23 protein-coding genes and 1 riboswitch are annotated in these 25,762 nt (G+C 63.1%); of the genes, 14 read left to right on the plus strand and 9 right to left on the minus strand.

The window, feature by feature from the left end:
- Window positions 1-2: 2 nt before the first annotated feature.
- From EWV37_RS01820 to EWV37_RS01845, 6 genes are all read left to right on the plus strand, one after another.
- On the plus strand, window positions 3-266 hold the full coding sequence (locus EWV37_RS01820) for an MrpF/PhaF family protein (protein WP_129699569.1): 264 nt from the start codon (window positions 3-5) through the stop codon (window positions 264-266).
- On the plus strand, window positions 263-628 hold the full coding sequence (gene mnhG / locus EWV37_RS01825; protein ID WP_095796377.1) for a monovalent cation/H(+) antiporter subunit G: 366 nt from the start codon (window positions 263-265) through the stop codon (window positions 626-628). Before EWV37_RS01820 ends, mnhG begins: the two co-directional genes overlap by 4 nt.
- A 94-nt stretch (window positions 629-722) precedes the next feature.
- Window positions 723-992: a DUF4235 domain-containing protein gene (locus EWV37_RS01830; protein ID WP_238663001.1), complete on the plus strand. Its 270-nt coding sequence runs from the start codon at window positions 723-725 to the stop codon at window positions 990-992.
- Window positions 993-1,082: 90 nt separating this feature from the next.
- Window positions 1,083-1,189, plus strand: a riboswitch (TPP riboswitch).
- Between the two features lie 59 nt (window positions 1,190-1,248).
- The gene (locus tag EWV37_RS01835) at window positions 1,249-1,854 is read left to right on the plus strand and encodes an ECF transporter S component (protein ID WP_129699571.1); all 606 of its coding nucleotides are present in this window, start codon (window positions 1,249-1,251) and stop codon (window positions 1,852-1,854) included.
- A complete protein-coding gene (locus EWV37_RS01840) occupies window positions 1,851-3,422 on the plus strand; it encodes an ABC transporter ATP-binding protein (protein ID WP_129699572.1) in 1,572 nt (523 codons plus the stop codon). Before EWV37_RS01835 ends, EWV37_RS01840 begins: the two co-directional genes overlap by 4 nt.
- Window positions 3,419-4,216, plus strand: coding sequence for an energy-coupling factor transporter transmembrane component T family protein (locus EWV37_RS01845; RefSeq protein WP_129699573.1), 798 nt, complete (start codon window positions 3,419-3,421; stop codon window positions 4,214-4,216). Before EWV37_RS01840 ends, EWV37_RS01845 begins: the two co-directional genes overlap by 4 nt.
- A gap of 108 nt (window positions 4,217-4,324) precedes the next feature.
- On the opposite strand, the gene EWV37_RS01850 is transcribed toward EWV37_RS01845, so the two are convergent.
- The 4 genes from EWV37_RS01850 to EWV37_RS01865 form a co-directional block, all read right to left on the minus strand.
- A complete protein-coding gene (locus EWV37_RS01850; RefSeq protein ID WP_238663002.1) occupies window positions 4,325-5,218 on the minus strand; it encodes an aminotransferase class IV in 894 nt (297 codons plus the stop codon).
- Window positions 5,215-5,913, minus strand: coding sequence for a uridine kinase family protein (locus EWV37_RS01855; protein ID WP_238663003.1), 699 nt, complete (start codon window positions 5,911-5,913; stop codon window positions 5,215-5,217). Before EWV37_RS01855 ends, EWV37_RS01850 begins: the two co-directional genes overlap by 4 nt.
- Window positions 5,844-6,332, minus strand: coding sequence for a low molecular weight protein-tyrosine-phosphatase (locus tag EWV37_RS01860; protein ID WP_238663004.1), 489 nt, complete (start codon window positions 6,330-6,332; stop codon window positions 5,844-5,846). Before EWV37_RS01860 ends, EWV37_RS01855 begins: the two co-directional genes overlap by 70 nt.
- 128 nt (window positions 6,333-6,460) lie before the next feature.
- Complete coding sequence (locus tag EWV37_RS01865; protein ID WP_129699575.1) at window positions 6,461-8,458, minus strand: BCCT family transporter; 1,998 nt, start codon at window positions 8,456-8,458, stop codon at window positions 6,461-6,463.
- Between the two features lie 341 nt (window positions 8,459-8,799).
- Here EWV37_RS01865 and dnaK point away from each other — a divergent pair, with 341 nt between their 5' ends.
- From dnaK to EWV37_RS01885, 4 genes are all read left to right on the plus strand, one after another.
- The gene (gene dnaK / locus EWV37_RS01870; RefSeq protein ID WP_129699576.1) at window positions 8,800-10,668 is read left to right on the plus strand and encodes a molecular chaperone DnaK; all 1,869 of its coding nucleotides are present in this window, start codon (window positions 8,800-8,802) and stop codon (window positions 10,666-10,668) included.
- Entirely contained in the window at window positions 10,665-11,306 is a 642-nt protein-coding gene (locus EWV37_RS01875; RefSeq protein WP_095796385.1) for a nucleotide exchange factor GrpE, read from the plus strand. The genes dnaK and EWV37_RS01875 overlap by 4 nt, the downstream gene beginning before the upstream one ends.
- Before the next feature lie 85 nt (window positions 11,307-11,391).
- Window positions 11,392-12,441 carry a DnaJ C-terminal domain-containing protein gene (locus EWV37_RS01880; protein ID WP_129699577.1) on the plus strand — a complete coding sequence of 350 codons (1,050 nt, stop codon included), beginning with the start codon at window positions 11,392-11,394 and terminating at the stop codon, window positions 12,439-12,441.
- Between the two features lies 1 nt (window position 12,442).
- Complete coding sequence (locus EWV37_RS01885) at window positions 12,443-12,874, plus strand: heat shock protein transcriptional repressor HspR (protein ID WP_129699578.1); 432 nt, start codon at window positions 12,443-12,445, stop codon at window positions 12,872-12,874.
- An 82-nt stretch (window positions 12,875-12,956) separates the two neighbouring features.
- Here EWV37_RS01885 and EWV37_RS01890 read toward each other — a convergent pair whose 3' ends face one another.
- From EWV37_RS01890 to trmB, 4 genes are all read right to left on the minus strand, one after another.
- Window positions 12,957-14,840: a BCCT family transporter gene (locus EWV37_RS01890; RefSeq protein ID WP_129699640.1), complete on the minus strand. Its 1,884-nt coding sequence runs from the start codon at window positions 14,838-14,840 to the stop codon at window positions 12,957-12,959.
- A gap of 335 nt (window positions 14,841-15,175) precedes the next feature.
- Window positions 15,176-16,231, minus strand: coding sequence for a PASTA domain-containing protein (locus EWV37_RS01895; RefSeq protein ID WP_129699579.1), 1,056 nt, complete (start codon window positions 16,229-16,231; stop codon window positions 15,176-15,178).
- Window positions 16,232-16,263: 32 nt separating this feature from the next.
- The gene (locus EWV37_RS01900; RefSeq protein ID WP_129699580.1) at window positions 16,264-16,791 is read right to left on the minus strand and encodes a hypothetical protein; all 528 of its coding nucleotides are present in this window, start codon (window positions 16,789-16,791) and stop codon (window positions 16,264-16,266) included.
- 655 nt (window positions 16,792-17,446) lie between these two features.
- The gene (trmB, locus tag EWV37_RS01905; protein WP_238663005.1) at window positions 17,447-18,385 is read right to left on the minus strand and encodes a tRNA (guanosine(46)-N7)-methyltransferase TrmB; all 939 of its coding nucleotides are present in this window, start codon (window positions 18,383-18,385) and stop codon (window positions 17,447-17,449) included.
- A 149-nt stretch (window positions 18,386-18,534) separates the two neighbouring features.
- Between trmB and EWV37_RS01910 the strand changes: the two genes are divergently transcribed.
- The 4 genes from EWV37_RS01910 to EWV37_RS01925 all read left to right on the plus strand — a co-directional run bounded on the left by EWV37_RS01910 (window position 18,535) and on the right by EWV37_RS01925 (window position 23,971).
- Window positions 18,535-19,764 (plus strand): multidrug effflux MFS transporter, encoded by a 1,230-nt coding sequence (locus tag EWV37_RS01910; protein ID WP_095796391.1) that lies wholly within the window; start codon window positions 18,535-18,537, stop codon window positions 19,762-19,764.
- Window positions 19,765-19,984: 220 nt separating this feature from the next.
- The gene (locus tag EWV37_RS01915) at window positions 19,985-21,430 is read left to right on the plus strand and encodes an alanine/glycine:cation symporter family protein (RefSeq protein ID WP_129699581.1); all 1,446 of its coding nucleotides are present in this window, start codon (window positions 19,985-19,987) and stop codon (window positions 21,428-21,430) included.
- Between the two features lie 176 nt (window positions 21,431-21,606).
- Complete coding sequence (locus EWV37_RS01920; protein ID WP_095796393.1) at window positions 21,607-23,064, plus strand: amino acid permease; 1,458 nt, start codon at window positions 21,607-21,609, stop codon at window positions 23,062-23,064.
- Window positions 23,065-23,116: 52 nt separating this feature from the next.
- Window positions 23,117-23,971 carry a D-hexose-6-phosphate mutarotase gene (locus EWV37_RS01925; RefSeq protein ID WP_095796394.1) on the plus strand — a complete coding sequence of 285 codons (855 nt, stop codon included), beginning with the start codon at window positions 23,117-23,119 and terminating at the stop codon, window positions 23,969-23,971.
- A 113-nt stretch (window positions 23,972-24,084) separates the two neighbouring features.
- On the opposite strand, the gene EWV37_RS01930 is transcribed toward EWV37_RS01925, so the two are convergent.
- Window positions 24,085-25,632, minus strand: a complete 1,548-nt coding sequence (locus tag EWV37_RS01930) for an alanine/glycine:cation symporter family protein (protein ID WP_095796395.1) — start codon at window positions 25,630-25,632, stop codon at window positions 24,085-24,087.
- Window positions 25,633-25,762: the final 130 nt, after the last annotated feature.

Raw genomic sequence — 25,762 nt, forward strand, 5'->3', positions numbered from 1 at the left:
CCGTGTTCGAGATAGCAGTATGGATCTGCGGGGTCTTCCTGGTACTGGCTGCGGCCGGGGCCATATACCGCCTGGCCAAGGGGCCCTCCCTGCTGGATCGAGTCATTGCCAGCGACGTATTGCTGGCCATCGTGGGTGCCGCCTTGGCCATCGAGATGGTCTACAACCACCACATGAACAACATTTTCCTGTTGGTCATTGTCTCGCTCATCGGGTTCTTGGGATCCGTGACCGTGGCCCGCAACGTGGGAACGGGGAAATCATGACGTTCGAACTCATTCTGGATATCGTGGCCGCGGTGTGCATGGTGGTGGGTTGTCTGATGTCTCTGGCGGCAGCCGTTGGTCTGGTGCGTTTCCCTGACCTGCTGTCCCGGATGCACGCGGGTACCAAGCCCCAGGTGTTCGGCCTGCTGTTGTTGTTGACCGCGGTGGCCATCGAGGGGCGGGACCCCACCATGATCCCGTTGCTGATCCTGGCCTGGTTGTTCATGCTGCTGACCGTTCCCGTCTCTGCCCACATGGTGGGGCGGTCCGCCTACCGGTCCAAGCACCTGCACGAGGAGAACCTCACCCAGGACGACCTGAAGGACGTCGTGGATTACGCGAGCACCCGGCGCGAGGATTAAGAATTTCGGCCCGGCAGGGGCCGAAGTTGTCGTGGAACCGCCAAGTGGTTCGTATGCTTGGTGAAGAACTGTGAACCATGAAGAGGAGCGTTCGATGAGCAAAGCAATTGATTTGGCCAGCACCGCGGCATCGCTGGGCGGAACCGCAGTGGCCACGAAGGTTCTGACCGCGGGGTGGAAGAAGGTCACCGGCAACGAGCCCCCGGCTAAGAACCCGGATCCGGACGAGGCCTGGCGCGACATCATCGTGTGGGCTCTCCTCACCGGTTTGGTGACCACCCTGGTCAAGGTGGGCGTACAGCGCGCCATGGCCAAGATCAACGCGGATAACGACCAGGACAATACGTCGCAGACCGAGATCTGAGGTCTTTGAACTGTCGGAAGCGGCGGGGTTGCGTTCATCGAACGTCTCCCCGCCGCTTTTTGTGATCTGGCGTTCTGGTCTAGGATGAGTTACTAACGACAGGGGAGCGCCCGAGCGGCGCTGAGAGTGCGCACCAGCGCAGACCCTCGAACCTGATCCGGGTCATTCCGGCGATAGGGAGTCGAGTATCTCAAAGGGCCCGTGCACGTTCCGTGTGCGGTTCTTTCCCCTCCTGTACTCATCAGGAGGATGAAACATGACACAGGTCAAGACCGGGACAACCCGTACGCCTCAGAAGTCGTGGCGCGTGGTGGACATCGTGGTGGCTGCGGTGTTGGCCGCCGTGTGCGCCGTGGTCTTCTGGGCGTGGGCGAACCTGCTGTACCCCGTGGCAACCACCGCTGCGGTGGCTTATCCGCCGGCCACCGGGCTGATCGGCGGCGGTTGGCTCATCGCCGGAACTCTGGGTGCCTTGATCATTCGCAAGCCCGGAGCCGCGGTTTTCTGTGAGCTGCTTGCGGCCGTTCTCGAAGGATTCTTGGGCACGCACTTCGGATGGACCGTGGTGATCTCCGGCCTGGTGCAGGGTGCTGCGGTGGAGATCGTGTTCTTGTTGACCCGTTACCGAAAGTTCCGTTTGGCCGTTGCGGCCGCCGGTGGCGCGATGGCGGGGCTGTTCATGGGCGTCAGCGAGAACATCATGTACAACTTCGAATGGGCCCTGGACCAGCAGGTGGTCTACGCATCTCTGACCACGTTGTCCGGTGCGATCATCGCCGGTGTTCTGATGTGGTTGGTCACCCGGGCGCTGCAGAAAACGGGGGTGCTCAACGGCTTGGCGTCGGGCGCAGCGCGGCGATGACGTCGCACGTGGCCGTGGATCAGCGCGGGGCGGAGGTGGTGCTCACGGAGTTCGGGTGGCACTACCCGGGACGCGAACAGCCGTCCCTGAATTCGGTCAGCGCGCACATCCGACCCGGCGAGCGAGTGCTGCTCCTGGGCCCGTCCGGGGCCGGTAAGTCAACGTTGCTGCACGCGATGGCCGGGGTCGAGCAGGACCCGGACGGGGAATCCCGATCGGGGGAACTCACCGTCAACGGTGTGGATCCGCGTGACGCTCGCGGGGCGGTGGGCTTCATGCACCAGGACCCGGAGACGCAGGTTATTCTCGCGCGGGTGGGTGACGACGTCGCTTTCGGCCTCGAGAATCTCGCCGTACCTCGCGAGCAGATCTGGGCCCGCGTGGGCGCCGCTCTTGCCGAGGTCGGGTTGGATCTCCCGCTGGATCACTCCACGACCGAGCTGTCCGGTGGGCAGAAGCAACGGCTGGCGCTGGCCGGAACCATGGCCATGCGCCCGCAACTGTTGCTGCTGGACGAACCCACGGCCAGCGTGGGCGAGCAGGGTGCAGCGGAACTGCGTGACGCCGTGGAACGCGCCGTGGCGCAATCCGGCACCACGATGATCGTGGTCGAACACCGGGTCGGCCTCTGGGAGTCCGTGGTGGACCGCGTGATCGTGCTCAATGACGATGGACGGGTGGCCTTCGACGGCCCCACGCGCGAAGTCCTCGGAGACGCCCGCGAGCTATTGCAACGCCAAGGCACGTGGGTTCCGAACTGGACACCGCGCACCATGGCACCACCGGCGCGCGATGAGCAGGCGACCCCGCTGCTGGAGGCGCGTGGACTGGCCGTGAGTCGAACGCAACCGGGCTCGCGAACGGTGGCGCGGCGGCGTCGTCGGGAGCGGAAGGCCTGGGCCAAGGGAACCCCCACCCAGGCCGATATATACCGCAACGAGAATGTGATTCCCGCGGCCGCGGACATCGACCTGAGCGTGCGCGCAGGCCAGGCCCTGGCCATCACGGGCGAGAACGGTGCGGGCAAGTCCACGTTGGCACTGACCCTTGCGGGACTATTGTTGCCGTGCGCGGGAACCGTTCACGCCACCAAGGCCCTCGCCGGGGACGCGCCCGCGGACCCCTCACTGTGGGAGGGGACCGAACTCATCACCCGCATCGGCAGCGTGTTCCAACACCCCGAGCACCAGTTCCTGTGCTCAACCGTGCGGGCGGAACTGGAGTACGGCCCGCACCAGGCAGCTCGCCGCGGTGCGGGACCGGGTGTGGACGAGGAACGAATCGAGTCCCTCCTGGCCAGGCTGGGACTCGGGGGCATTGCCGATGCCAATCCGTTCACGCTCTCCGGCGGTCAAAAGCGGCGACTCTCCGTGGCCACCGTGCTGGCCTCCGCCCCCGACGTGCTCATCCTGGACGAACCCACGTTCGGTCAGGACGCCCAGACCTGGCGCGAGCTGGTCGACATGTTGGTCGAAGAGCTGGAACGCGGCACCGCCGTGGTGGCCGTGACCCACGATCGCGAACTCATCACGGCGCTCAACGCCGTGGAACTGAGGTTGGGAGCATGAGCGTCACTACTATCGCGGACACCGCCCGGTTCAGCCCCGTGGGTCGCTCCAACGCGGTGATCAAACTGCTGGGCGCACTGCTCATCACCGCGGTGCTGGTGGTGAGCGCGGACCCCGTCACGAGCGGCATCGCGCTGCTGGGCCAGTTGCTCCTGCTCAGCGCGGCGGGACAGAAGCCGCTCCGCCTCTTGCTGACCCTCTGGCCCATCACCGTGGCCGCGCTCATCAGCGGCTGGGGAACGGCCATGCTGTCCCCGGAGGGGGGCACGGTACTCCTGAATCTGGGGTGGATCACCGTGACCACGGGGTCGCTGGCGGCCGGCGCGGCCATTGCTCTGCGTGGTTTAGCAATCGCGCTGCCCGGCATCACGGTGTTGCTCACCACCGATCCCACAGATCTGGCGGACGGTCTGGCGCAGACCCTGCGGTTGCCGGAACGTTTCGTGCTGGCCTCCCTGGCCGCGCTGCGCCTGGTGGAGGTCATGGTCAAGGAATGGTCGGTGCTGGCCTCGGCGCGGCGTGCCCGCGGAGCGGGTAACGACCGCGGGCCGGTGGGGATGGCCAAGGAGTTCGGCGGTCAGGCGTTCACGCTGTTGGTCCAGTCGCTGCGTCGCGCCACGCGGTTGGCGATGACCATGGAAGCGCGCGGGTTCGGCGCCGGGAAGCGCACATGGGCCCGGGTGCCCCGCTACGGGCGCGTGGACCTCTATACGGGCGGCGCCGCGGTACTGATTGCGGTCAGTGCCCTCTCGGTATCCGTGCTCCTGGGCACGCACCGGTTCATTTGGCAGTAACTGGGGCCGTGGTTTCCGCGGGCGCAGGCACCTGCGAACCGCTAACGGGGGACCCGAGTGACCCGAGTGACCCAGCAGTGTTGCCGGGGCGATTCGGGGTGCCGCGGGTCAGTGACCGACCAAGTAGCCGGTGAGCAAATCCGTGAGCTCGCGAGTGTGGGGCAGCGGTTGTTGATCCAGGCGCACCACTGGCACGGCGAGCCGCACGGACGAGGTGAGCCATACGGCGTCGGCGCGCAGGAGGTCCGCCGGGTAGATCGGACCGTAATCGATGCGCCACCCGTCCTGGCGAGCCGCCGCGAAAATGCGTGCCTGCGAGGTGCCCGGCAGAATACCGTGCGAGGGTTCCGGGGTCACCAGGGTGCGTTCGCCGTGGCCGGTTCGCGCGCAGATCACCGACGACGTCGCCGCCTCGAGTACCCGGCGATCGGTCGAGGTCGTGAAGATGGCCTCGTCCGCACCCAGATCTCGCGCGTGCCGCAACGCGGCCATGTTGACCGCGTAAGAGAGCGTCTTGGCGCCGGGGAGCAGCCACGCGCAGCCGGAGTCCTCCGCCGGATCGTGACCGCGTTGCAGCAGCACGGCGGAGACGCCATTGCGCCGCACCGCGAACGTGGCTTCGCCGACCGGGGTGACCGTGAGCCATGCCCATGGGGATCCACCGGGGGCACCGCGGCTGATGCTGAGTTTGATTGCGTGCTCGGCGCCCAGTCCGGCATCGCCTCCGGGTCCGGCGTTCCCCAGCCCCAGTTCAATGGCTTGCCGACAGGACTGTTCCGAAGGCACCGGGAGCTGAGCCAAGCGGGCGGACGCGCAAAGCCGCCTGTAGTGCGCCCCGAACTTGTAGACCTCACCGTTGAGGGCGTGCATGGTCTCGAACACGCCGTCGCCGCGGGTCAGGCCCTCATCGTCGATGAGGACGAGCGGCCGGGAGGGATCCACCAACTGTGGCTCCTGATCCACGGGAGCCATCATGACGACCGCGCGCTGAACGTCGCTCACGACTGTTCCTGCCCGTCCTCGGGGGATTCTGTCAGCTCGGGGGCGGGCCCGGGGTGCAGAACTTCCGCGTTCTCCCAGACCGGATCCGCTGCAAGATAGGACTGCTCCTGCTCGGCCCAGACATCCCAGAATTTTTCGTAGGAACGGCCGTCTCGCTCCATGGCCCGCTTTTTTCGCAGCGCGGCGGGGAGCTCGACCCACACCGACGAGTTAAGTAGCGGGCGGGCGAGATCATTACACGCACCCACGCCCTCGACCAGAATGATCTCCGCAGCGCGGGTAAGCCTCGGCGTGCCAGGTTCGTTGGTCAACCAGTCCCACGCCGTCCAATGGGCGTCCTCGCCGCGGCGGAGGGGTTTGAGAACCTCATTCACATACTGGCCTATACCCTGTTCCAAGCCGTTCCAGCCCGGATAAATGTCCTCCAAGTGGAAAACCGTGACATCGTGCCGGCGTTCGAGCACTGCCGCGAGCTGGGCGGTCAGAGTGGTTTTCCCGGCCCCCGAGCGGCCGTCAATGCCAATGATGAACGGTCTTTGCGTGGGCACTGGAAGTAACCGTGCCAGGTTCACGCCTTCCGGATAGGCCGCGAACAAGGCGTCGTCGAAATTTTCCTCGGGGTCGATCACGATGACTTGAGCCTCTTCGAGACTTCCGAAACCACGTGCGGGACCGCCGCCTGGATCTGTTCCCAAGCGAGGTCGAAGTCCTCGGCGTCGCCGTACCAGGGGTCGGCGATATCCAGCTCGTCGTCGCCAATGTCCTCCGCGCCGAACGAGCGCATGAGTCGCACCTGATCGGCCTGATCATCGCCCAGCCGGCGGCGCAACTCTGTCTGGTGCGCGGCCGTCATGGCCAGCAGCAGATCGGCGTCCTGGAGTTCGTCGTCGGTGATGCGGTGGGCCTGGTGATCAGGTAACTCCAGGCTATTGCGGGACAGTACGGTGACGGCGCGGGAGTCCACGGGATTGCCGTGCTCCTCGTCGCTGATGCCGGCGGAGATCACGCTCACCCGATCCTGTAGACCCTCTTTGGTCAACTCTGCATCGAGCAAGGCATGGGCCATGGGGGAACGACAGATGTTGCCGGTGCACACCGTGACGATTTTGAACATGATCTCCACTGTACGAAACTTTGCACCGATGTGACGGCTCCGGAACGATCCGCCCACAAAAATGGGGGCTCGGCACCTATCGGCACCAAGCCCCCATCATGGAGCGGTTACTGACTCACCGCTTGTCGTTACTTGTCGGTTGAGTCGTTCCCCTGCTTCCAAGGGGCCTTGTCATCCGGGGTGGTTTCCGCGATGTCATCCACTGGCGATGAAGACCACGCGGTCTGGTACTCGAACGGAATTTCCTTGCCGTCCTCGTCCGTCTGGCGGTACCACTCGGTGACCGACGGATCGTGCGAGTCGAAGTCCTGACCGGCGGCGCGATGGCCCTCGGCATGCTCGACCTGCAATGCGAAGTCATCGCCGTGTTCGGCCAACCCGGTGGAAATGGCCTTGTCCACTGCAGATGCGGCGAAGCGCGAACGCAGGGTGGCCGGATCCTTCCGGAGATCCTTGAACAGCGAGATCATCATGCCGGCCATGATGATGGCGAACGGCAGTGCGGAGACGATCACCAGGTTCTGCATCCCGGCCAGGGCGTTGTCGCCGCCCACCAGCAGCATCACGATTGCGATGCCGGCCAGGCACAGGCCCCAGAAGATCACGATCCACTTGGACGGAACCGGCTTGCCCTTCTGGGTCATGGTGCCCATGACCACGGACGCGGAGTCTGCACTGGTCACGAAGAAGATGCCGATCACGATCATGGCCAGCACGGAGGTGATGGCAGAGAGGGGCAGCTGGTCCAGTAGTCCGAACAGCATGGATTCGGCGCCGTCCTCGACGGTCAGGTTGGCACCGTTCTGCGCGTAGTACATGGCCGAACCGCCGAAGACGATGAACCACAGGACACACACGGAAGCAGGGACCACGAGCACCACGGTCACGAACTGACGGATGGTGCGGCCACGGGAGATCTTGGCGATGAACATGCCCACGAACGGTGCCCAGGACATCCACCAAGCCCAGTAGTACACGGTCCAGGTGCTGGAGAACTCAGCAGCGGCGGGGCCCCATGCGGCCGACTGACCGGTCATGAAGAGGTACTCGGAGATGTAGGTCGAGAACACGGACGGGATCAGACTGAGCATGAACACCGTGGGGCCCACGACAAACACGAACAGGGCCAGGATGAAGGCCAGCACCAGGTTGGTGTTGGAGAGGTAACGAATACCGCGGGACACACCGGACACCGCCGAGACGATGAATGCGATGGACAGCACGCAGATCACGATGATCGACACGGTGTTGCCGGCCGGTTCCACACCGCCCACGATCTGCAGACCCTGAGTGATCTGCATGGCGCCGAAGCCCAAGGAGGCAGCGGTACCGAAGAGAGTTGCGAAGATGGCGAACACGTCGATGAGCTTGCCGAGCGTGCCCTCCACCTGGCGCTGACCCAGCAAAGTCGTGAAGATGCGGGAGATCAACGGTGCACGGCCGCGGCGGTACGCGCCGTAGGCCACGGAGACACCCACCACGGCGTAGATGGCCCAGGGGTTGAGAGCCCAGTGGAAGGCGGTCTGGACCAGGGAGTACACGACCATGGAGTTGTCGCCGGCCTCGGCCACGCCCTCGAAGCCGGGGATGCCGCTTTCGAAATATGTCATGGGCTCGAAAGCGCCGTAGAACATCAGGCCGATGCCCATGCCCGCAGCGAAGAGCATGGCGAGCCAGGAGAAGAAGGAGTATTCGGGCGGCTCGTTGTCACGGCCGAGCTTGATGCGGCCGGTGCGAGTGAAGCCGATGACCAACATGAAGAGCACTGACGCGGTGGAGAGCAGGATGAAGAACCAACCGGTGTTGGCCGTGACCCAGGCCAAAGCCGTGGAAGAGACGTTGGTCAGGGTCTCGGTGGAGAGGATGCCCCACAGGATGAAGCCCAGGATCAGGGCCGCGGTGACCAGAAAGACCACCTTGTCGGTACCGAAGGACAGTTTGCGATCTTCCACGCCAACACCCGGAACCAAGGCCGGGTGGATTCCGTGGGGGTATGTCAGCTCGTCGAAGATTCGGCGGGGACGGCTTCGGTTGTCCCGGTAGATGATCTCACCGTTGGGGGATTCGGTGGTCGCGGTCGAACTGGAACCGGGTTGGTTCTCTGAAGAGTGTGGCGGCGTGCTCAAGACGGTCCTCCTGGACATGGCGTCGAGTGAATGAATCGTGGAATCGAGTAGGGGTGCAACTCCTAGGTAGGGCGGGTCCTGCGCTGTCTGGCAAGCGCCGATGAGGAATCCCGCGCACAAACACACGATTGTATCGATTTCTGAGTGATTAGTCAGACTGCCTGACTGTGACCTTGTGAGCGTTAAGTCCGTCACATTGAGTGGATATGACTCAACTTTACTTGACTTCTAGCGCTCACGTGGCAGACTTGAGTCATAACAACTCAAGTTTGGACTTTTCTCGACCGTTCGCGTGAGCAGCGGTGTCGGGAACAAGCAGTCGAACGAAAGGACTCGCAACTATGTCTCGTGCAGTAGGTATTGACCTCGGCACTACCAACTCCGTTGTCGCCGCCCTCGAAGGTGGCGAACCGGTAGTTATCGCCAACGCGGAAGGCAACCGCACCACCCCCTCCGTCGTGGCATTCTCCAAGGACGGCGAAACCCTGGTGGGTGACGTCGCCAAGCGCCAGGCAGTGACCAACGTGGACCGCACCATCGCATCGGTCAAGCGCCACATGGGCACCGACTGGTCCACCGAGATCGACGGCAAGAAGTACACGCCGCAGGAAATCTCGGCTCGTACGCTCATGAAGCTCAAGAACGACGCCGAGTCGTACCTGGGCGACAAGGTCACGGACGCCGTGATCACCGTTCCCGCGTACTTCAATGACGCAGAACGTCAGGCCACCAAGGAGGCCGGTGAGGTTGCGGGCATGAACGTGCTCCGCATCATCAACGAGCCCACCGCTGCGGCGCTGGCCTACGGCCTGGAAAAGGGCAAGGAAGACGAGCTCATCCTGGTCTTCGACCTCGGTGGCGGTACGTTCGACGTCTCGCTGCTGGAAGTCGGCAAGGATGACGACGACTTCTCCACCATTCAGGTGCGCGCCACCGCCGGTGACAACCGTCTGGGCGGTGACGACTGGGATCAGCGCATCGTGGATTGGCTGCTCCAGCAGGTCAAGTCCAAGACCGGTGCGGACCTGTCCAAGGACAAGATTGCCCTGCAGCGTCTGAAGGAATCCGCTGAGCAGGCCAAGAAGGAACTGTCCTCGGCTACCTCGACCAACATTTCCCTGCAGTACCTGTCCGTGACCCCCGAGGGTCCGGTGCACTTGGACGAGAAGCTCACTCGCGCCAAGTTCCAGGAACTGACCTCCGACCTGTTGGCACGCACCGAGAAGCCCTTCAAGGACGTCATCGCAGAAGCAGGCATCAAGGTTTCCGACATCGATCACGTGGTGCTCGTGGGTGGTTCCACCCGTATGCCCGCCGTGGTCGAGAAGGTCACCGAGATGGCCGGTAAGGCTCCCAACAAGGGCGTGAACCCGGATGAGGTCGTGGCCGTTGGTGCTGCGATCCAGGCTGGCGTGCTCAAGGGTGACCGCAAGGACGTCTTGCTGATCGACGTGACCCCGCTGTCCCTGGGTATCGAAACCAAGGGTGGCGTGATGACCAAGCTCATCGAGCGCAACACGGCCATCCCCACCAAACGTTCCGAGACCTTCACGACCGCGGAGGACAACCAGCCGTCCGTGTCCATTCAGGTCTTCCAGGGTGAGCGCGAGTTCACCCGGGACAACAAGAACCTGGGCACCTTCGAGCTGACCGGTATCGCACCGGCTCCGCGCGGCATGCCGCAGATCGAGGTCACCTTCGACATCGACGCCAACGGCATTGTGCACGTGTTCGCCAAGGACAAGGGCACCAACAAGGAACAGTCCATGACCATCACCGGTGGTACTTCCCTCTCCAAGGAAGACATCGACCGCATGGTCAAGGATGCTGAAGCCAACGCTGAGTCGGACAAGAAGCGCCGCGAAGCCGCTGACCTGCGCAACAACGCCGAGCAGACGGCCTACTCCGTGGAGAAGCTGCTCAACGACGACGAAGGCGCACTGCCCGAGGACGTCAAGTCCGAGGTCCAGGCCGATGTCGACGCCGTCAAGACCGCACTCGAGGGCACTGACGACGACGCCGTCAAGACCGCGTTCGACAAGCTGCAGTCCTCGCAGACCAAGATCGGCGAGGCCCTGTACGCGCAGTCCCAGGCAGACGGCGCAGCTGACGCCGGTGCCACCGGTGCGGACGAGGCTCCCAGGGAAGACGACGACATCGTTGACGCTGAAGTGGTCGACGATGAAGAAGACAACAACGGAAAGAAGTGAGCATGAGCGATTCCGAGAACACCAAGGGCCACGGCCAGTCCGTGCCGGAGGGGGACCCGGAGCACTCCGCTCACGCCCAGTCCGGTGAGCAGCAGTCTCAGGGCGAACCGGGGTTGACCGTGGATGACATTCTGGGCACCCCGCAGTCCGAGGGCGTAGAAGCTGCCGATGCGGCGTCGTCGACCACCGACGACGCCGCCCCGGGCGGCGACAGCGCCGCGCAGAAGCTCGCGGACGAACGTCTTGAGGATCTGCGCCGCTTGCAGGCGGAGTTCGTGAACTTCAAGAACCGCACCACGCGGGAACGGGATCAGCTGCGGGACTTCGTCTCCGCGGACATGATCACCGCGTTGCTGCCGGTTCTTGACGACATCGAAGCCGCTCGCAAGGCCGGCGACCTCACGGACGGACCGTTTGCCGCGATCGCCAACAAGCTGGACGAGACGCTGACCCGTCAGGGTCTGGAACGGCTCGGAGAGGTTGGCGAGGCATTCGACCCCAACATTCACGAAGCCGTGTTGCAGCAGCCCACCGAAGAGGTGGAACCGGACCACGTGTCCATGGTGCTGCGATCGGGTTTCAAGATCGGTAACCGGGTGGTCCGCGCGGCTCAGGTAGCCGTGGCGGCACAGCCGTAAAGCGCCACAAGGTCAGGGCGGGTCTTCATGACAAGACCCGCCCTGACTCGCACAAAACACATATTCTTAGTTGAAAGGAGGCGTCATGGCCAGTCAGGACTGGATCGATAAGGATTTCTACAGTGTCCTGGGCGTCTCCAAGGACGCATCCCAGGCCGATATCAAGAAGGCCTATCGAAAGCTGGCCCGCAAGTATCACCCGGACCAGAACCCAGGGGATGCTGCTGCGGAGAAAAAATTCAAGGACATCACCGAGGCTAATTCGGTGCTGTCCGACAAGGACGAACGCGAAGAGTACGACGCGATCCGAGCCATGGGCTCCGGTGCTCGATTTGCCGGTTCCCCGGGTGGCGGAGGCGCGGCCAGTGACGCGAGCTTCGAAGACATCTTTGGCGGAATGTTCGGCGGTGGCGGCCGCGGTGGCCGTCGCACGAGCTACTCCACGTCCGGCGGGGGGTTCTCCGGCGGGGGCGGATTCGAGGATCTGTTCGCGCAGTTCGGCGGCCAGGACGGTGGCACCCGGTTCACCACATCGGGCGGACCGGCCTACGGCGCCCCCGGTGGTTACGGTGGCTATCAGGGCCCGCCCGCCAAGGGCGAGGACATCCACACCACCACGACCATCCCGTTGCGTTCTGCCTACAACGGCACCACCGTGAAGCTGCGCCGTGGCAACGGTCAGACCACCACGGTGCGCGTGCCCAAGGGCGTCAAGGACGAACAGCGCCTCAAGGTTGCGGGTAAGGGTCATTCAGGCCCGGGCGGCAACGGCGACCTGTTCGTGACCGTCAAGATCAAGGATCATCCGTTCTTCAGCCGCGACGGACAGAACGTGGCCGTCACCGTACCGGTGACCGTGAGCGAAGCCGCTCTGGGTGCCACCATCGAGGTGCCCACCCTTGATGGCAATCACGTGAACGTGAAGATTCCCGCGGGTACGTCTTCCGGTCGCCGTTTCCGGGTCAAGGGCAAGGGGTTCACCTCCGGCTCAAAGACCGGGAACATGATCGTCACGGTCGACATTGAGCTTCCCAAGTCTCTGGATGATGAGGCGAAGGAGGCTGTGGAAGCGTTTGCCAAGGCCACCGAGGATTTCGATCCCCGTGCAGGCTTGAGTGAGAAGGCGGCGGAGTGACATGGCCCTTGATTTCACGCAACCCGTGTTCGTGATCTCGGTAGCCGCCGAGCTCGCGGACATGCACCCGCAAACCCTGAGACAGTACGACCGGTTGGGGCTTGTCACGCCCTCTCGCGCGTCGGGTCGGGCGCGGCGCTACTCCCAGATGGATGTGGAGAAGCTGCGTCAGATTCAGGGACTGTCCCAGCAGGGGGTGTCCCTGGGGGGCATCAAACGGATTATCCAGCTCGAGAACCAGGTCAGTGCGCTGCAGTCACGCATCACTGAGCTTTCGGAAGAACTGGAAAGAGAACGCGAGAAATCACGGGTCTTCGCCGCGGACCCTTCAGGGGACGTGGTCAGGCTGACCCACGGAGGCCACCGCACGCCCCGTAAGGTCTCCCAGTCACTCATGTTGTACCGCCCGGCCAAGCCGCGCACCAAGAAGTAGTGAGCGAGCGGCGTCGTCGAGACGCCACATGAAAAACGCGCCGGTCTCCCAGAGGGGAGGCCGGCGCGTTTCGCTGTCGCGGCTACTTTCCGGAGCGGTCCTCGGAATCGACGACGTCGTTCGGCTCGGTGTACTCGCCGGTCTCGTAGTCGTACGGGATGGGGTTGCCGTCCTCATCCGTGCGCTGATACCAGTCGGTGACCTCGGGGGCGGTGGAATCGAAGTCCGCACCCGCAGCCCACTTGCTCTTGTCACCGGAAGCGCGCTCGACGGCCAGGGTGAAGTCGTCGCCGTACTCGTCGATGCCATGGCGGACGGACTTGTCGATGGCCCAGCGGGAGTACTTCTCGCGAATGATCATCGGATCGCGACGCAGGTCCTTGTGGAAGGCCACGACCATGCCGAACATGATCACGGTGAACGGCAGCGCGGTCACGGTGATCATGTTCTGCAGACCGGTGAGCGCGTTCTGACCGCCCACGAGCAGCATGACCACGGCGATGCCCGCCATGCACAGGCCCCAGAACACCGTGACGGTCTTCTTGGGCTCGGGGTTACCCCGCTGGGACATCTGCGAAGCCACCACCGAAGCGGAGTCCGCCGTGGTGATGAAGAAGATCGCAAGCATGACCACCACGATGCCCGCCATGATTCCGGCGCCGGGTAGGCCGTCCAGGACCACGAAGAAGATTTCCTCGGGTGCGGGAAGAGTGGCCGCGGTGCCGTCCGGGGCGATCGCGTTGGATTCCATCTGCTGGCGGATCGCGGTGCCGCCCAGCACGGTGAACGCGAGCACCACGATGGAAGAGGGGATCAACAGCACGCCCAGGATGAACTGACGGATGGTGCGGCCGCGGGAAATCTTGGCCACGAACACGCCCACGAACGGTGCCCAAGAAACCCACCAGGCCCAGTAGAACGTGGTCCAGGAGGAGAGGAACGTCTGCATCTCCTCGCCGTCGGCCATGGAGGCGGAGAGCATGTTGGGCAGTTCACCGAAATAGGTGACCACCACGGACGGGATGAAGTTCAGCAGAAATGCGGTGGGGCCCACGATGAAGAAGAACAGGGCAAGGCCCACAGCGAGCACCATGTTGATGTTGGACAGCCAACGGATGCCCTTGGCCACGCCGGAGACCGCGGAAGCGATGAAACCGGCGGTCAGCACGGCAATGATGATGAGTGCTGCACTGTTGCCCGTGGGGCCCAGTCCCGCGAAGATCTCCACGCCACGGCCGATCTGCAGCGCGCCGATACCCAGGGACGCGGCGGTGCCGAAGAGCGTGGCCACGATGGCGAGCATGTCGATGATCTTGCCCGCGGTGTTGTCCGTGTTGCCGTTGCGGAAGAAGGGAGCGAACACGGAACTCATCAGCGGCACACGACCGCGGCGGTAGGACGCGTAGGCCACGGCCACGCCCACCAGGCCATATATGGCCCACGCGTTGAGACCCCAGTGAAGCGCTGCCTGGGCGGCGGCCTTGGTCATGGCGTCCACGGTCGCCGGATCAGCGGATCCTGGGCGCGGGGACAGGAAGTAGGTCATCGGCTCGAACGGGCCGAAGAAGATGATGCCGATGCCGATACCCGCGGCAAAGAGCATGGCCGCCCAGGAAGCGGTGGAGTACTCGGGCTTGTCATTGTCCAAACCCAGCGGGATGCGACCGTACTTCGACAGTGCCACGTAGAGCAGGTAGAACAGCAGGCCGATGGCCAGCACGTTGAATACCCAGCCCATGTTCACCATGGTCCAGTTCAACGCCGCGGTGGACGCCTCAGTAAGTGACTCGGTGGCAACGACGCCCCAGATAATGAAGCCGATGATCAACGCGCCGGCCACTCCGACCACCAACCGGTCGATCCCGTAGCGGACCTTCTGGTCATCCACGGACACACCGGGCACCAGCGCCGGGTGAATGTTGTGGGGGTAGCTGATCTCGCTCAGGAACGACCGCGTGGCGTCCATGCGACTCGCGGGCCTGCGAACGTCCACGCGCGGCGGCGTGGGGTCGGCCTCCGCATCAGCCGGATTGGGCGGACGCTTACTACTGGAAGACACGGGGACTCCTGCGGGGGTAGTCGGTCAGCAACCTTTCCAGGTTAGGGCGGCGAACCACTTTTCCCCACATTTAGGTAACGGTGGTGCGGTATGTGTCCGGCGCGCATCTGAGGTGGCGCTAGAACCGTGAACCACGCGTGAGGGGCCGTTAGACCCTTTTTCTACTTGCGAGAAGGTTCCAACGACCCCTCAGACGCTGGGTAGGGCGCTACCGGCACCTCAGATGTGCCACTGTGGCTGAACTACTGACTGCTCGGGGAGGATGTGCTCTCCGGGGAGGCAGATTCGCTCGGTTCTTCGGAAGCACTCTCCGACGCATCGACCGATAGCGAGGAGTCCGTCGAATCCGAAGAACTCTCCTTCAGCCCGGTCGCCTGGAAATCGCCGAAGACCAAGCTGCAGTCACCTTGGTCCGAATTCAGGCGAGCGTCGATATTAAGTCGGATCACGTCAGCTACGGAGAACTTCACGTCAACGGGGTTCGAGAACGTGACGTTGTAAGTATTCTCTCCCAACGGCCGGCCCTGCTCATTCGTGAATGAGACCGTTGCCGTGCACGCGGTGTCACTGTCCTCGGTGTTGATACCGAGTTTGCCTTCTACCTCGCTGTAATCACCGGCAAGATTGACGCCGAATTCGGAAGAGGATCCGCTGTAGGACTCAAGCAACCATGCCTCGGCGTACTTCTGGTTTCCAATTTCCGCACTGTCGGTCTGCGGTCCAGAGGAACCGCCGGAAGTAATGGGTTTCGTATCCTTGAAGGGCATGGTCTGGGGTGGGCGCGCCACCTCCAATGTCACTGTGGCAGCGTTGCTATCACCGGCGTCCGGGTCCTGACCCACGACCTCGCCGTTCGGTGAATCGGGGGCGAAGACATCAGTTTCCTCGACCGTGAAGCCGAGGGTTTCCAAGTCGCGGCGAGCGTCATCAACAGATGAACCCATGACATTGGGAACGGCTGGGGGATCCCCGGCTACGGTGAGTGTCACTCGCGGACCGTCACCCTCGACGGGGGTGCCCTCTTCGGGGTCCTGGGCTATGACAGTTCCGGCATCTTGGGATGAGGACTCAATCTGGGAGTCGAATCGAACGCCCAGCTCTGTCAGCTGTTCCTCTGCGCTGGATTGATCTTTGCCAACGAGGTTCGGGATCTCATTTGCGGGTGCAGCTTCGGTAGTGGTCTCGGCCGAGGCAGGTTCGTCTGTGGAAGTCTCGGATGAGTCACCGCCGTTGCAGGCGGTAAGCGCGAGAAGACAAGACAGAGCCAGACCAATGCCGGCCGTCGATCGTGAACGCATCTGTAACTCCTAGGGGTGAGGGGGTGAATGAGTTAGTTGAGGACGGCGTCTTCGATCGCCAAGACTTCGTTGGTTGAATCGCAGGAAGAACCCAGCTCAGGTCGGTGCTGTGCCGAAATGGTGATGTTCAAGTCGCCGCGTTCCCGTGCATTCGCTTGAATTCGTCGAATTGCGCCGTCGGAAATCCGATAATTTTCCGAAATTCCTGCACCCCGGGCAGTAACGGCATAAGATCCGGATTTGTTATCGCCGGGGAACCCTTTGAGGGAGAAACTCACCCGGTCGCCCTTTTCCAGAGACTTGACGGTGAAAGAAGAGGTCTCCTGTGGGCAGGACTTAGCCTGCATTTCCACTCCGCTGACGGTTGCAGTGCTGCCGTCACGTTGTACTTGGTATTTCTCCGGTTTTGGATTAATGCTCTCCATGAGCGTCCGGCCATTCGTGTGTCCCTCGCCTGTGACGTTCGGCTGAATAAGGGATATGGCAAGGGCGGTGATTCCGACAATCGTCAGGGCAGCCGCAGAGACTAACCGAATTTTCCAATTCAGTTTAGAGTGCATTGAGCTTTTGGATATCCTAACGAATAAAATTAAAGCAGCGCCTAGAAATGAGAAAGCGGCCAGGAGGCTTAGTGTCGGGATTGAGTCGAAGGGTATATTTTTACTGGTTACGCCGAAGAATCCCAGAACGGTAAGTGCTGACGCGAAGAATGAGAAGGCCCCGTAGAATATTTTGGCAGCCTTTGCGGCACGGCTGCTTGGCCTTCGTCTGCCCGGTTGGCTCGGCTGGCCGCCACCCCTGTTCCCCATGTGTGTCCCCTGACCTGCATGAGCGCCCACTCATGTCTTATCTAGGGAGTGTGGGCAACAGGGTCCACGGGGATCAATAGGTCAGGGCAATAAATAGGGAAAAACAGCATATAAACACCATTGTTACGCGCCATCGACTAGGGGTAACAGTAATTACATGCATAACCATGGAAACAGCTGATGCACGTTGACTGTCAATCGTAGATGGCCGACAGCTCATGCGCCATGAGGACCCTCGGGCGCACGTGAGGGCTCGTTAGAACCCTTCTGCATCCGCAAAAAGGTTCTAACGGCACCTGAGGTGTTGGAGGCGGTTCTTTCGAGCCCTGAGATGTTCCCCCTCGATGGATCACGCGCGGAGTAGCAGCCCACGCTACGTAGGAACCGTCATCCGCAACACCGATGATCACCGACGGCGGTACGTCAGGTCCCTCGGAATCCGCCCGGCCTCGGTGGCCTTGCGCTCGAAGCTCGTGAGGATGCGGCCGTCCCAGCGGGGAGCCCAGCCCTGCGCGGGGTTCTCGTCGGTCGCGGCGGGGCCGGGGTTTACATTCTCGAAGTCGGCGGAGGCGCCGTCGAGGACCTCGCGCATGACCACCGCATACTCCTGCCAGTCGGTGGCCAAGCGCCATAGCCCACCCTGCTCCAGCACGCGGGCGGCCAGCCCGGCGAACCGCGGGGATACCAAACGCCGCTTGTGGTGGCGAGTCTTGTGCCACGGATCCGGGAAGAACACCCACAACTCATGGACGGAACCGGGTTCCAGCATGTGCTCGAGTACCTCGGGGGCGTTCGCCTGTGCCACGCGAACGTTGGTCACACCCGACTGGGATGCCTTCATCAGCAGGTCTGCGATGCCCGGCTTGTAAACCTCGACAGCCAAGTGGTCCAGCTCGGGGTGCGCGAGTGCGTGATTCACGATCGCCTCACCCAAGCCGGAACCGATCTCCACCACCAACGGTGCCTTGCGACCGAACAGCGCCTCGTGGTCTAACCGGAAAGACGGGTCCACAGAGGTATCCGTCATGACGCGGGGGATGTCCAGCACCCACTGGGATGCGTATTCATCCCAGGCTTTTTGACGCTTGGGGGAGAGGCGATCCCCACGGCGCACGAACGAGTACGGCTGCTTGTGGAAGACCGGTCGTTCGCCCGGGGCCTTCGACGGCGCTGCCTCGCTACCGGCGGCCGCATCGGCGCCAGCGCGGGGGGCGGATTCGACAGCCGCCGCGTCCGCGGAAACCGAAGCGGCGTCGTCGGCACCGGAAGTGCCAGAAGAAGCGGAAGGAGCAGAAGAGGCGGCCTGCGGATCGGGAGTCTGGGAGGAATCATTGCTGGAGTTCATCGTTGAACATCCTAGGTCCCCGAGCGACATATTGACCCACCAGCAGGCAGCGAGGCCCTAGCATTGAGTGGCCCGCAACAGCCTCGAGAGCCCAGGATCAAGCCGGGAACCACGCAGAGCGGCGCACCACCCGAAGGAGCAGGACACCTATGAGTCAGAGTTCCGCCGAGTCCCACCCGTTCCGGAGTCGTTTGGCGCTGAACCCGCGGGTGGATCGTGTGGTGTTGATCGGTGCGCTGGGTATCCTCTCGGCGGTCAGCCCCATGGCCACGGACGTGTACCTCGCGTCCATGCCGGATATGGGTCAGTACTTCGAATCGACCGCGTCGCTCGTTCAGCTCACCCTGACCACCTACATGATCGGCATTGCGCTGGGTCAGTTCTTACTGGGCCCGCTGTCCGACGTGCTGGGTCGGCACAAGCTCATGGTCGCCGGCAACGCGTTGTTCGTGGTGGCATCGCTGGGCATCGTCTTCGCGACCACCATTGAAATGGTCCTGATTCTCCGCGGCATCCAGGGCATCGCCGGTGCGGCCGGGGTGGTGATCGCGCGCGCCATGGTCTCGGACATGACTTCGGGACGCACGGCCGCGCAGCTCTACTCCGTCCTGGCGCTGATTACGTCACTCGCGCCCGTGGTCGCCCCATTACTGGGCGGTGTGATCGCCACGGTGGCCCAATGGCAGGCAGTGTTCTGGTTGCTCACCGGCTTCGGCCTGTTGATGCTCGCCTGCTCGGTGTTCGTGATCCCCGAAACGCTCCCCAAGGCACGGCGCTCGCAGGGCGGTTTGGGCCGCATTGTGCGCAACGCGGTCACGGTCGTGAAGGACCGTCGATTCACGCTCTACGCCATGGTCTTCGCCTTCGGGTTCGGCTCGCTGTTCGCGTACGTCTCGGCATCCTCCTTCGTGATCCAGAACGTCATGGGCTACAGCGCCCTCGCGTACTCGGTGATTTTCGCCGTCAACGCCGCCGGTGCGATCGTCACCGCCACCCTCAACACCAAACTGGTCAAGAACCATGAGCCGCGCTCGCTCCTTCTCATGGGCGTGACCGGCATGAGCGTGACCGCGTGCCTCAACATGATCCTGGTGCTGCTGGGCGTCGTGGGTATCCCCACGCTGATCTTGCTGTTCCTCATGCAGTCCTGCATCGGTTTCATCTTCGGCAACGCGGTGGCCCTGGCTCAGCAACGCGCACACGCTCACGGCCTCTCCGGCACCGGCTCCGCGGTGGTCGGCATGTCCCAATTCATCTTGGGCGGCATCGTCTCGCCGCTGTCCGGACTTGCCGGGGACCACTCCGCGGTTCCCATGGTGATCACGATGGCCGCGTGCGCACTCGTCGCACTGGGTGCGGTTCTCGCCGCCCGAAAGTAACGCACCTCCAGATTCACGAAAGACGACGACGCCGCTCGCGCGAGCGGCGTCGTCGGCGTCCTGAAGCGCAGGCTAAGCAAGCTGCGAAGTCGACACAAGCACCCGGGAAACACCCGGTACCTGGTGATTGGCCCTGAATGTGGTTCAATTCCACCCAACGAGATACAGCTCACAATCGGTGACGTATCACAGATCCCACCTCACGATCAGAGGCCTCTCTATGATTGATTCACTCACTAATGCCCTGGATACTGCAGGCGCTTTCATTTGGGGACCGTGGTTCCTCATCCCCCTGCTCTTGGGAACCGGTGTTTATCTGACCATCCGTCTGGGTGGTATTCAACTGTTCAAATTGATCCCCGCGCTGCGGCTCGCGCTGTTCGAGCGCAAGGACAAGGACGCCCTCGGAGGCGACGTTTCCCAGTTCCAGGCCTTGACCACCGCTCTCGCGGCCACCGTGGGTACGGGCAATATCGTGGGTGTTGCCACGGCTATCGCCATCGGTGGTCCCGGCGCACTGTTCTGGATGTGGGTCACCGGTGTTGTCGGCATGGCCTCCAAATACTCCGAGGCGTTCCTGGGTGTGCGGTTCCGTACCCGCGATGCCGCCGGTGAGATCTCGGGCGGACCGCAGTACTACTTGAAGCGAGGCATTCCTAACGGCTTCGGTACGTTCCTCTCGTTGTTCTTCGCGATCGCCGCAGTGCTCGCCTCCTTCGGCATTGGCAACATGACCCAGGGCAACTCGATCTCCGCGAACGTGGAGTCCTCGTTCGGTGTGCCCGTGTGGATCACCGGCCTGGTGCTGGCCGCTCTGACCCTGTTGGTCCTGGTGGGCGGCATCAAGTCGATCGGTAAGGTCACCGCCGGTCTGGTTCCCATCATGATCATCTTTTACGTGTTGGGCGCCCTGTACATCCTGATCGTGAATGTGGACGCCGTTCCCGCAGCCTTCGGGCTGATCTTCGGTGACGCCTTCACCGGAACCTCCGCCGTGGGTGGCTTCGCCGGTTCCGCGATCATCCTGGCCGTCCAGATGGGCGTCGCCCGAGGCATCTTCTCCAATGAGTCCGGCATGGGCTCGGCGGCCATCGCTGCTGCGGCTGCGCAGACCACCCACCCGGTGCGTCAGGGCCTGGTGTCCATGACCCAGACCTTCATCGACACGATCATCGTGGTGACCTGCACGGGCCTGGTCATCGTGACCACGGGTGTGTGGGATCAGGGCAGCGATAGCGCGGCCACCATGACCGGTGAGGCATTCACTCACGGTCTGCCCGGCGTGTGGGGTCACCTGATCGTGACCGTGGGCCTGGTGCTCTTCGCATACTCGACCATCCTGGGCTGGGCCTACTACGGCGAACGATGCATGGAACGACTCTTCGGCCGCCGCGCCGTAATGCCCTACCGCGTGTTCTTCTCGGTGGTCGTGTTCATCGGCGCAACGGTTCCGTTGGCTCTCGTGTGGTCCTTCTCGGACGTCATGAACGGTCTGATGGCGCTGCCCAACCTGTTGGGTCTGCTGATCCTGTCGGGGCTGATCGCTCGCGAGACCAGGCACTACTTGCGCAACGATCCCATGCTGCGGGCCACCAAGGGCGACGTGGACACGTTCATGAAGGACCACGACGGCGGTATCGACACGTACGAGCGCACCAACCGCTGACCATGCAGCGGCAGTCCGCACGGTGAACTGATCGAGCAGGCTGAGCATGTGAGACGACGGTTAAGGCCCCCGGAATTCGAATCCGGGGGCCTTAGCCGTGCCGAGATGCGGTCAACCCCGGCGCCGGTTCCACATCGGTACTGGCCAGGCCGTGGTGAGGAGTACTCTCTGACGTTATGACTCACGAGCACGTGGCAGAAACTTCGCATGACCGACCCGGTCTCAGCCGAGGTCTCAGCAACCGACATATCCAGCTGATCGCGATCGGTGGCGCCATTGGCACCGGCCTGTTCATGGGATCGGGGCGCACGATTTCCCTTGCGGGACCCTCCGTGGTGTTCGTGTACATGATCATCGGGTTCTTCTTGTTCTTCGTCATGCGGGCCATGGGGGAGCTGTTGCTCTCCAACCTGCACTACAAGACGTTCGCGGATTTCGCTGCGGACCTCGTGGGGCCGTGGGCCGGGTTCTTCGTCGGTTGGTCGTATTGGTTCTGCTGGGTGGTCACCGCGGTGGCCGAACTCGTGGCGATCACCGCGTACGTCCAGTTCTGGTGGGCCGAGGTCCCGTTGTGGCTGCCTACTCTGGCGGTAGTGGCCGTGATTTTCATCCTGAATGTGGCCAGCGTGAAGAACTTCGGTGAGATGGAGTTCTGGTTCGCGCTGATCAAGATTGTGGCCATCGTGTCCTTGATCGTGGTGGGCGTGATCATGGTGGCCACGCGTTTCACGTCCCCGGACGGTCAGGTGGCTCAGGTGTCCAACCTCTGGAACGACGGCGGCTGGTTCCCCAACGGCGCCATGGGTGTGGTCGCGGGATTCCAGATCGCAGTGTTCGCGTTCGTGGGCCTGGAACTCGTGGGAACCACCGCGGCCGAAGCGCGCAACCCCCGCAAGACCCTGCCCCGGGCCATCAACTCCGTGCCGGTGCGCATCCTGATCTTCTACGTCGGAGCGTTGCTGGCCATTCTCATGGTCACCCCGTGGAGCTCGGTGGATCCCGGGCAGTCTCCGTTCGTGTCCATGTTTTCCTTGGTAGGGCTGGCCGGTGCCGCGTCCGTGGTGAACTTCGTGGTGCTGACGTCCGCAATGTCCTCCGCCAACGCCGGGGTGTTCTCCACATCCCGCATGATGTTCGGCCTCTCCGCGGAGGGCAGCGCGCCCCGTTTCTTCCGTCGCCTGAGCAAGGCGGGAGTACCCGCCCGCGCGCTCGGGTTCACGGCGCTCGTGCTGTTGCTGACCATCCCCGTGCTCTACGCGGGTGACTCGATCATCGAGGCCTTCACCCTGATCACCACCGTGGCCGCCCAGCTGTTCATGTTCGTGTGGTCCATGATCCTGGTGTCCTACATTTGCTATCGCCGTAAGCACCCGCAGCGCCATGCCGCCTCCGAATACAAGATGCCCGGCGGGCTGTTCATGTGCGCCGCGGTGCTCGCCTTCTTCGCGTTCGTGGTCTGGACGCTCACCACCGAGCCGGAAACCGCGGCCGGCCTGGTGTCCCTGCCCATCTGGTTGGGCGGACTGGGTATCGCTTGGGCCTTCGTGCGCCGCACGGCAACCCACAAGCAGGCCTTCCAGTGGTTCAAGGCCGAGATGGAGAAGCCGGTCGATCACGCCGAACTCGAGCGGTAATGTGTCGGTTCCGCTGAGCCGCCCAGTGCTGACCAGTGCCTAAGCTGGAGGCATGACTCGACTTCCCGCGCCCCTGACCCTTTTCTGCCCGTCCGGTTCCGGGACGGTGCGCACCTATGGCGCGCACGTGATGTCCTGGGCGCCCACCGGTTTCGATCCGGTGTTGTGGGTCTCGTCCCAGGCCAAGGACAGCGTGGGAGATGCAATCCGCGGTGGTGTGCCCATCTGCTTCCCGTGGTTCGGCCCCGGCCGCTCCGGCGACATGAAGCCCGCCCACGGTTTCGCGCGCATCGCTGAGTGGAAGCTCGCGGACAGGATTCGCAACTACGACGACGCCGCTGCTGCCACCGCGCGCTTCATCCTCACCCACGAGGACATCGACCGGCAGCTGCGCGGCGCGTTCCCGCACAAGTTCCGCGCCGTCTACACCGTGGATTTCGGCGCCAAGCTGACCATGTCGCTGACCGTGACGAACACCGGCTCCACCGCGTTCGAGTTCGAAGAAGCCCTGCACACTTACTTGTCGGTGGGCGACTCCCAGCGGATTGCCATCGAGGGGCTGGAGGGCGCCCGCTACTTCGACAAAGTTTCCCAGCAGGAACAGTCACAGTCGGGACCCATCACCATCACGGACGAGACCGACCGCGTTTACTACTCCGAGGACACCGTCCAGGTCAAAGACCCCGCGATGGCCCGCACGATTACCGTGGCCAAGGAAGGCTCGGCCAACACCGTGGTGTGGAATCCGTGGACCGAGAAGTCCAAGGCCATGGACGACTTCGCCGATGACGAGTGGCAGTCCATGGTGTGCGTCGAGACCGCCAACGTTCTCGACAACGCCGTGCGATTGGACGCCGGTGCGTCCCACACCATGACCCAGCGTCTTTCGGTGGGCCGCGGGGCCTAGATCCCAGAACCGCTGCAGACGCGGAGACGACAGTGGCGGGTGCCCGGGGTCATCCCCGGGCACCCGCCACTGTCACCGGGCTTGGCATTTTCCCGGGCCGTTACGTGGGATCACTACTTCGTGGGCGAGGCAGCATCCGGGCGCTTGGGGGTGTGTGCAGAGTCGTTCGCCTGGACGATCGACATGGAACCGGTTTCGGACAGCGCGGGCTGCTCCGAGGTCAGGTCCACGGTGTGGTCGATCTGCGCGTCCAAGGCGCCTGGGTGCTCACCCATGAACCGGTCGATCTCTTCGGTGGTCGCGGTGAAGTGGGGATCGTGCTTGAGGTAGAGCCGGGTTTCGCGCACCACCAGGCCGGACAGGATCACCAGTCCGATCAGGTTGGGGATGGCCATGAGCCCGTTCATGATGTCCGAGAAGGACCAGACCAGGGTCAGGGGAGCCAGGGCGCCCAGTCCGGCGGCGATGGAGAAGAGCACGCGGTAGATGGCCGCAGCCTTGTAACCCGCCAGACGTTCCATGTTGCGCTCGCCGTAATAGGCCCAGCCGAGCACGGTGGAGTACCCCAAGAGCACCAAGCAAATCGTCACCACAATGCCGCCCCATTCACCGGGCAGGCCGGTGGAGAAGGCGATGGAAGTCATCGTGCCCGGATCTCCCTGGTCCCACACGCCGGTGGTGAGGATGACGAAACCGGTGATCGAGATGACCACCAGGGTGTCCACAAAGGTCTGGGTCATGGAGACCAGGCCCTGGCGCACCGGGTGGTTGGTTTGCGCCACGGATGCCGCAATCGAGGCGGTACCCATGCCGGATTCGTTGGAGAACAGCGATCGGGCTGCGCCCATCTGGATGGCCATCATGATCGTGGAGCCCACGAAGCCACCGGTGGCTCCCATGGGGGTGAACGCCCCGGTGAAAATCAGCCGGAAGGCTTCGGGGATGCCCTGGAAATTGACGCCGATGATGTACAGACCGGAGACGATGTACAGCACGATCATCAGCGGCACCATCAACGTGGTGACCTTGGCGATCGAGCGAATGCCGCCCAACAGCGCCAGACCGGTAGCGATGGCGAGCACTACAGCAGTAAGAACGGGAGGAACGGAGAACGTGTGTTCCAAGTTGCTTGCAATGGCGTTGCCCTGTGTCATGTTGCCGATACCGAAGGTCGCGACCACGCAGCACACTGCGAACATGAGGGACAAAAAGCGCCCGAACTTATTGGGAATACCGCGCACCAGGTAAACCTGCGGTCCACCGGTGAGCTGACCGGCCGAGTCGCGCGTGCGGAATCGGACACCCAGGAAGCACTCCGCGTACTTGGAAGCCATGCCGAACAGGGCAGTGATCCACATCCAGAACAACGCACCCGGACCGCCGATGAAGATCGCGGCTGCGACGCCCACAATGTTGCCGGTGCCCACGGTTGCGGCCAGTGCGGTGGACATGGCCGCGAACGAGGAGATCTCGCCCTTTTCGCCGTTCTGCTTGGAGCGTCGTCCGAAGCCCAGGCTCATGGCCTTGCCGAACAGCACGAATTGAATGCCGCGCAGTCGGATGGTCAGGAAGACGCCCACTCCCAGGAGCAGGGGGATCAGAAGCCAAGGCCCCCAGATCACATCTCGGATGGCATCCATTACTGATTGCAGCGTGTCCATGGGGGTCGCGGCTTTCCTCGAGGGGGTCAACGAATTGTCAGTTAACGTACCAGCGAGTCACCTGTGACTTACCGCTCATCTGACGGCGAGTCCGCTTAAGACGGGAGCGTTACGGTCTGGGGCTTTAAAC

This window comes from Kocuria carniphila (genome assembly GCF_004136555.1).
Classification (GTDB): domain Bacteria; phylum Actinomycetota; class Actinomycetes; order Actinomycetales; family Micrococcaceae; genus Kocuria; species Kocuria carniphila.

What these genes read in the sequence shown, in the direction of transcription:
- mnhG (WP_095796377.1), top strand. Translation starts at nt 263, where the DNA reads ATGACGTTCGAACTCATTCTGGATATCGTGGCCGCGGTGTGCATGGTG.
- EWV37_RS01830 (WP_238663001.1), top strand. Translation starts at nt 723, where the DNA reads ATGAGCAAAGCAATTGATTTGGCCAGCACCGCGGCATCGCTGGGCGGA.
- EWV37_RS01835 (WP_129699571.1), top strand. Translation starts at nt 1,249, where the DNA reads ATGACACAGGTCAAGACCGGGACAACCCGTACGCCTCAGAAGTCGTGG.
- EWV37_RS01840 (WP_129699572.1), top strand. Translation starts at nt 1,851, where the DNA reads ATGACGTCGCACGTGGCCGTGGATCAGCGCGGGGCGGAGGTGGTGCTC.
- EWV37_RS01845 (WP_129699573.1), top strand. Translation starts at nt 3,419, where the DNA reads ATGAGCGTCACTACTATCGCGGACACCGCCCGGTTCAGCCCCGTGGGT.
- EWV37_RS01860 (WP_238663004.1), bottom strand. Translation starts at nt 6,332, where the DNA reads ATGTTCAAAATCGTCACGGTGTGCACCGGCAACATCTGTCGTTCCCCC.
- dnaK (WP_129699576.1), top strand. Translation starts at nt 8,800, where the DNA reads ATGTCTCGTGCAGTAGGTATTGACCTCGGCACTACCAACTCCGTTGTC.
- EWV37_RS01880 (WP_129699577.1), top strand. Translation starts at nt 11,392, where the DNA reads ATGGCCAGTCAGGACTGGATCGATAAGGATTTCTACAGTGTCCTGGGC.
- EWV37_RS01885 (WP_129699578.1), top strand. Translation starts at nt 12,443, where the DNA reads ATGGCCCTTGATTTCACGCAACCCGTGTTCGTGATCTCGGTAGCCGCC.
- EWV37_RS01890 (WP_129699640.1), bottom strand. Translation starts at nt 14,840, where the DNA reads ATGGACGCCACGCGGTCGTTCCTGAGCGAGATCAGCTACCCCCACAAC.
- EWV37_RS01895 (WP_129699579.1), bottom strand. Translation starts at nt 16,231, where the DNA reads ATGCGTTCACGATCGACGGCCGGCATTGGTCTGGCTCTGTCTTGTCTT.
- EWV37_RS01900 (WP_129699580.1), bottom strand. Translation starts at nt 16,791, where the DNA reads ATGCACTCTAAACTGAATTGGAAAATTCGGTTAGTCTCTGCGGCTGCC.
- trmB (WP_238663005.1), bottom strand. Translation starts at nt 18,385, where the DNA reads ATGAACTCCAGCAATGATTCCTCCCAGACTCCCGATCCGCAGGCCGCC.
- EWV37_RS01910 (WP_095796391.1), top strand. Translation starts at nt 18,535, where the DNA reads ATGAGTCAGAGTTCCGCCGAGTCCCACCCGTTCCGGAGTCGTTTGGCG.
- EWV37_RS01915 (WP_129699581.1), top strand. Translation starts at nt 19,985, where the DNA reads ATGATTGATTCACTCACTAATGCCCTGGATACTGCAGGCGCTTTCATT.
- EWV37_RS01920 (WP_095796393.1), top strand. Translation starts at nt 21,607, where the DNA reads ATGACTCACGAGCACGTGGCAGAAACTTCGCATGACCGACCCGGTCTC.
- EWV37_RS01925 (WP_095796394.1), top strand. Translation starts at nt 23,117, where the DNA reads ATGACTCGACTTCCCGCGCCCCTGACCCTTTTCTGCCCGTCCGGTTCC.
- EWV37_RS01930 (WP_095796395.1), bottom strand. Translation starts at nt 25,632, where the DNA reads ATGGACACGCTGCAATCAGTAATGGATGCCATCCGAGATGTGATCTGG.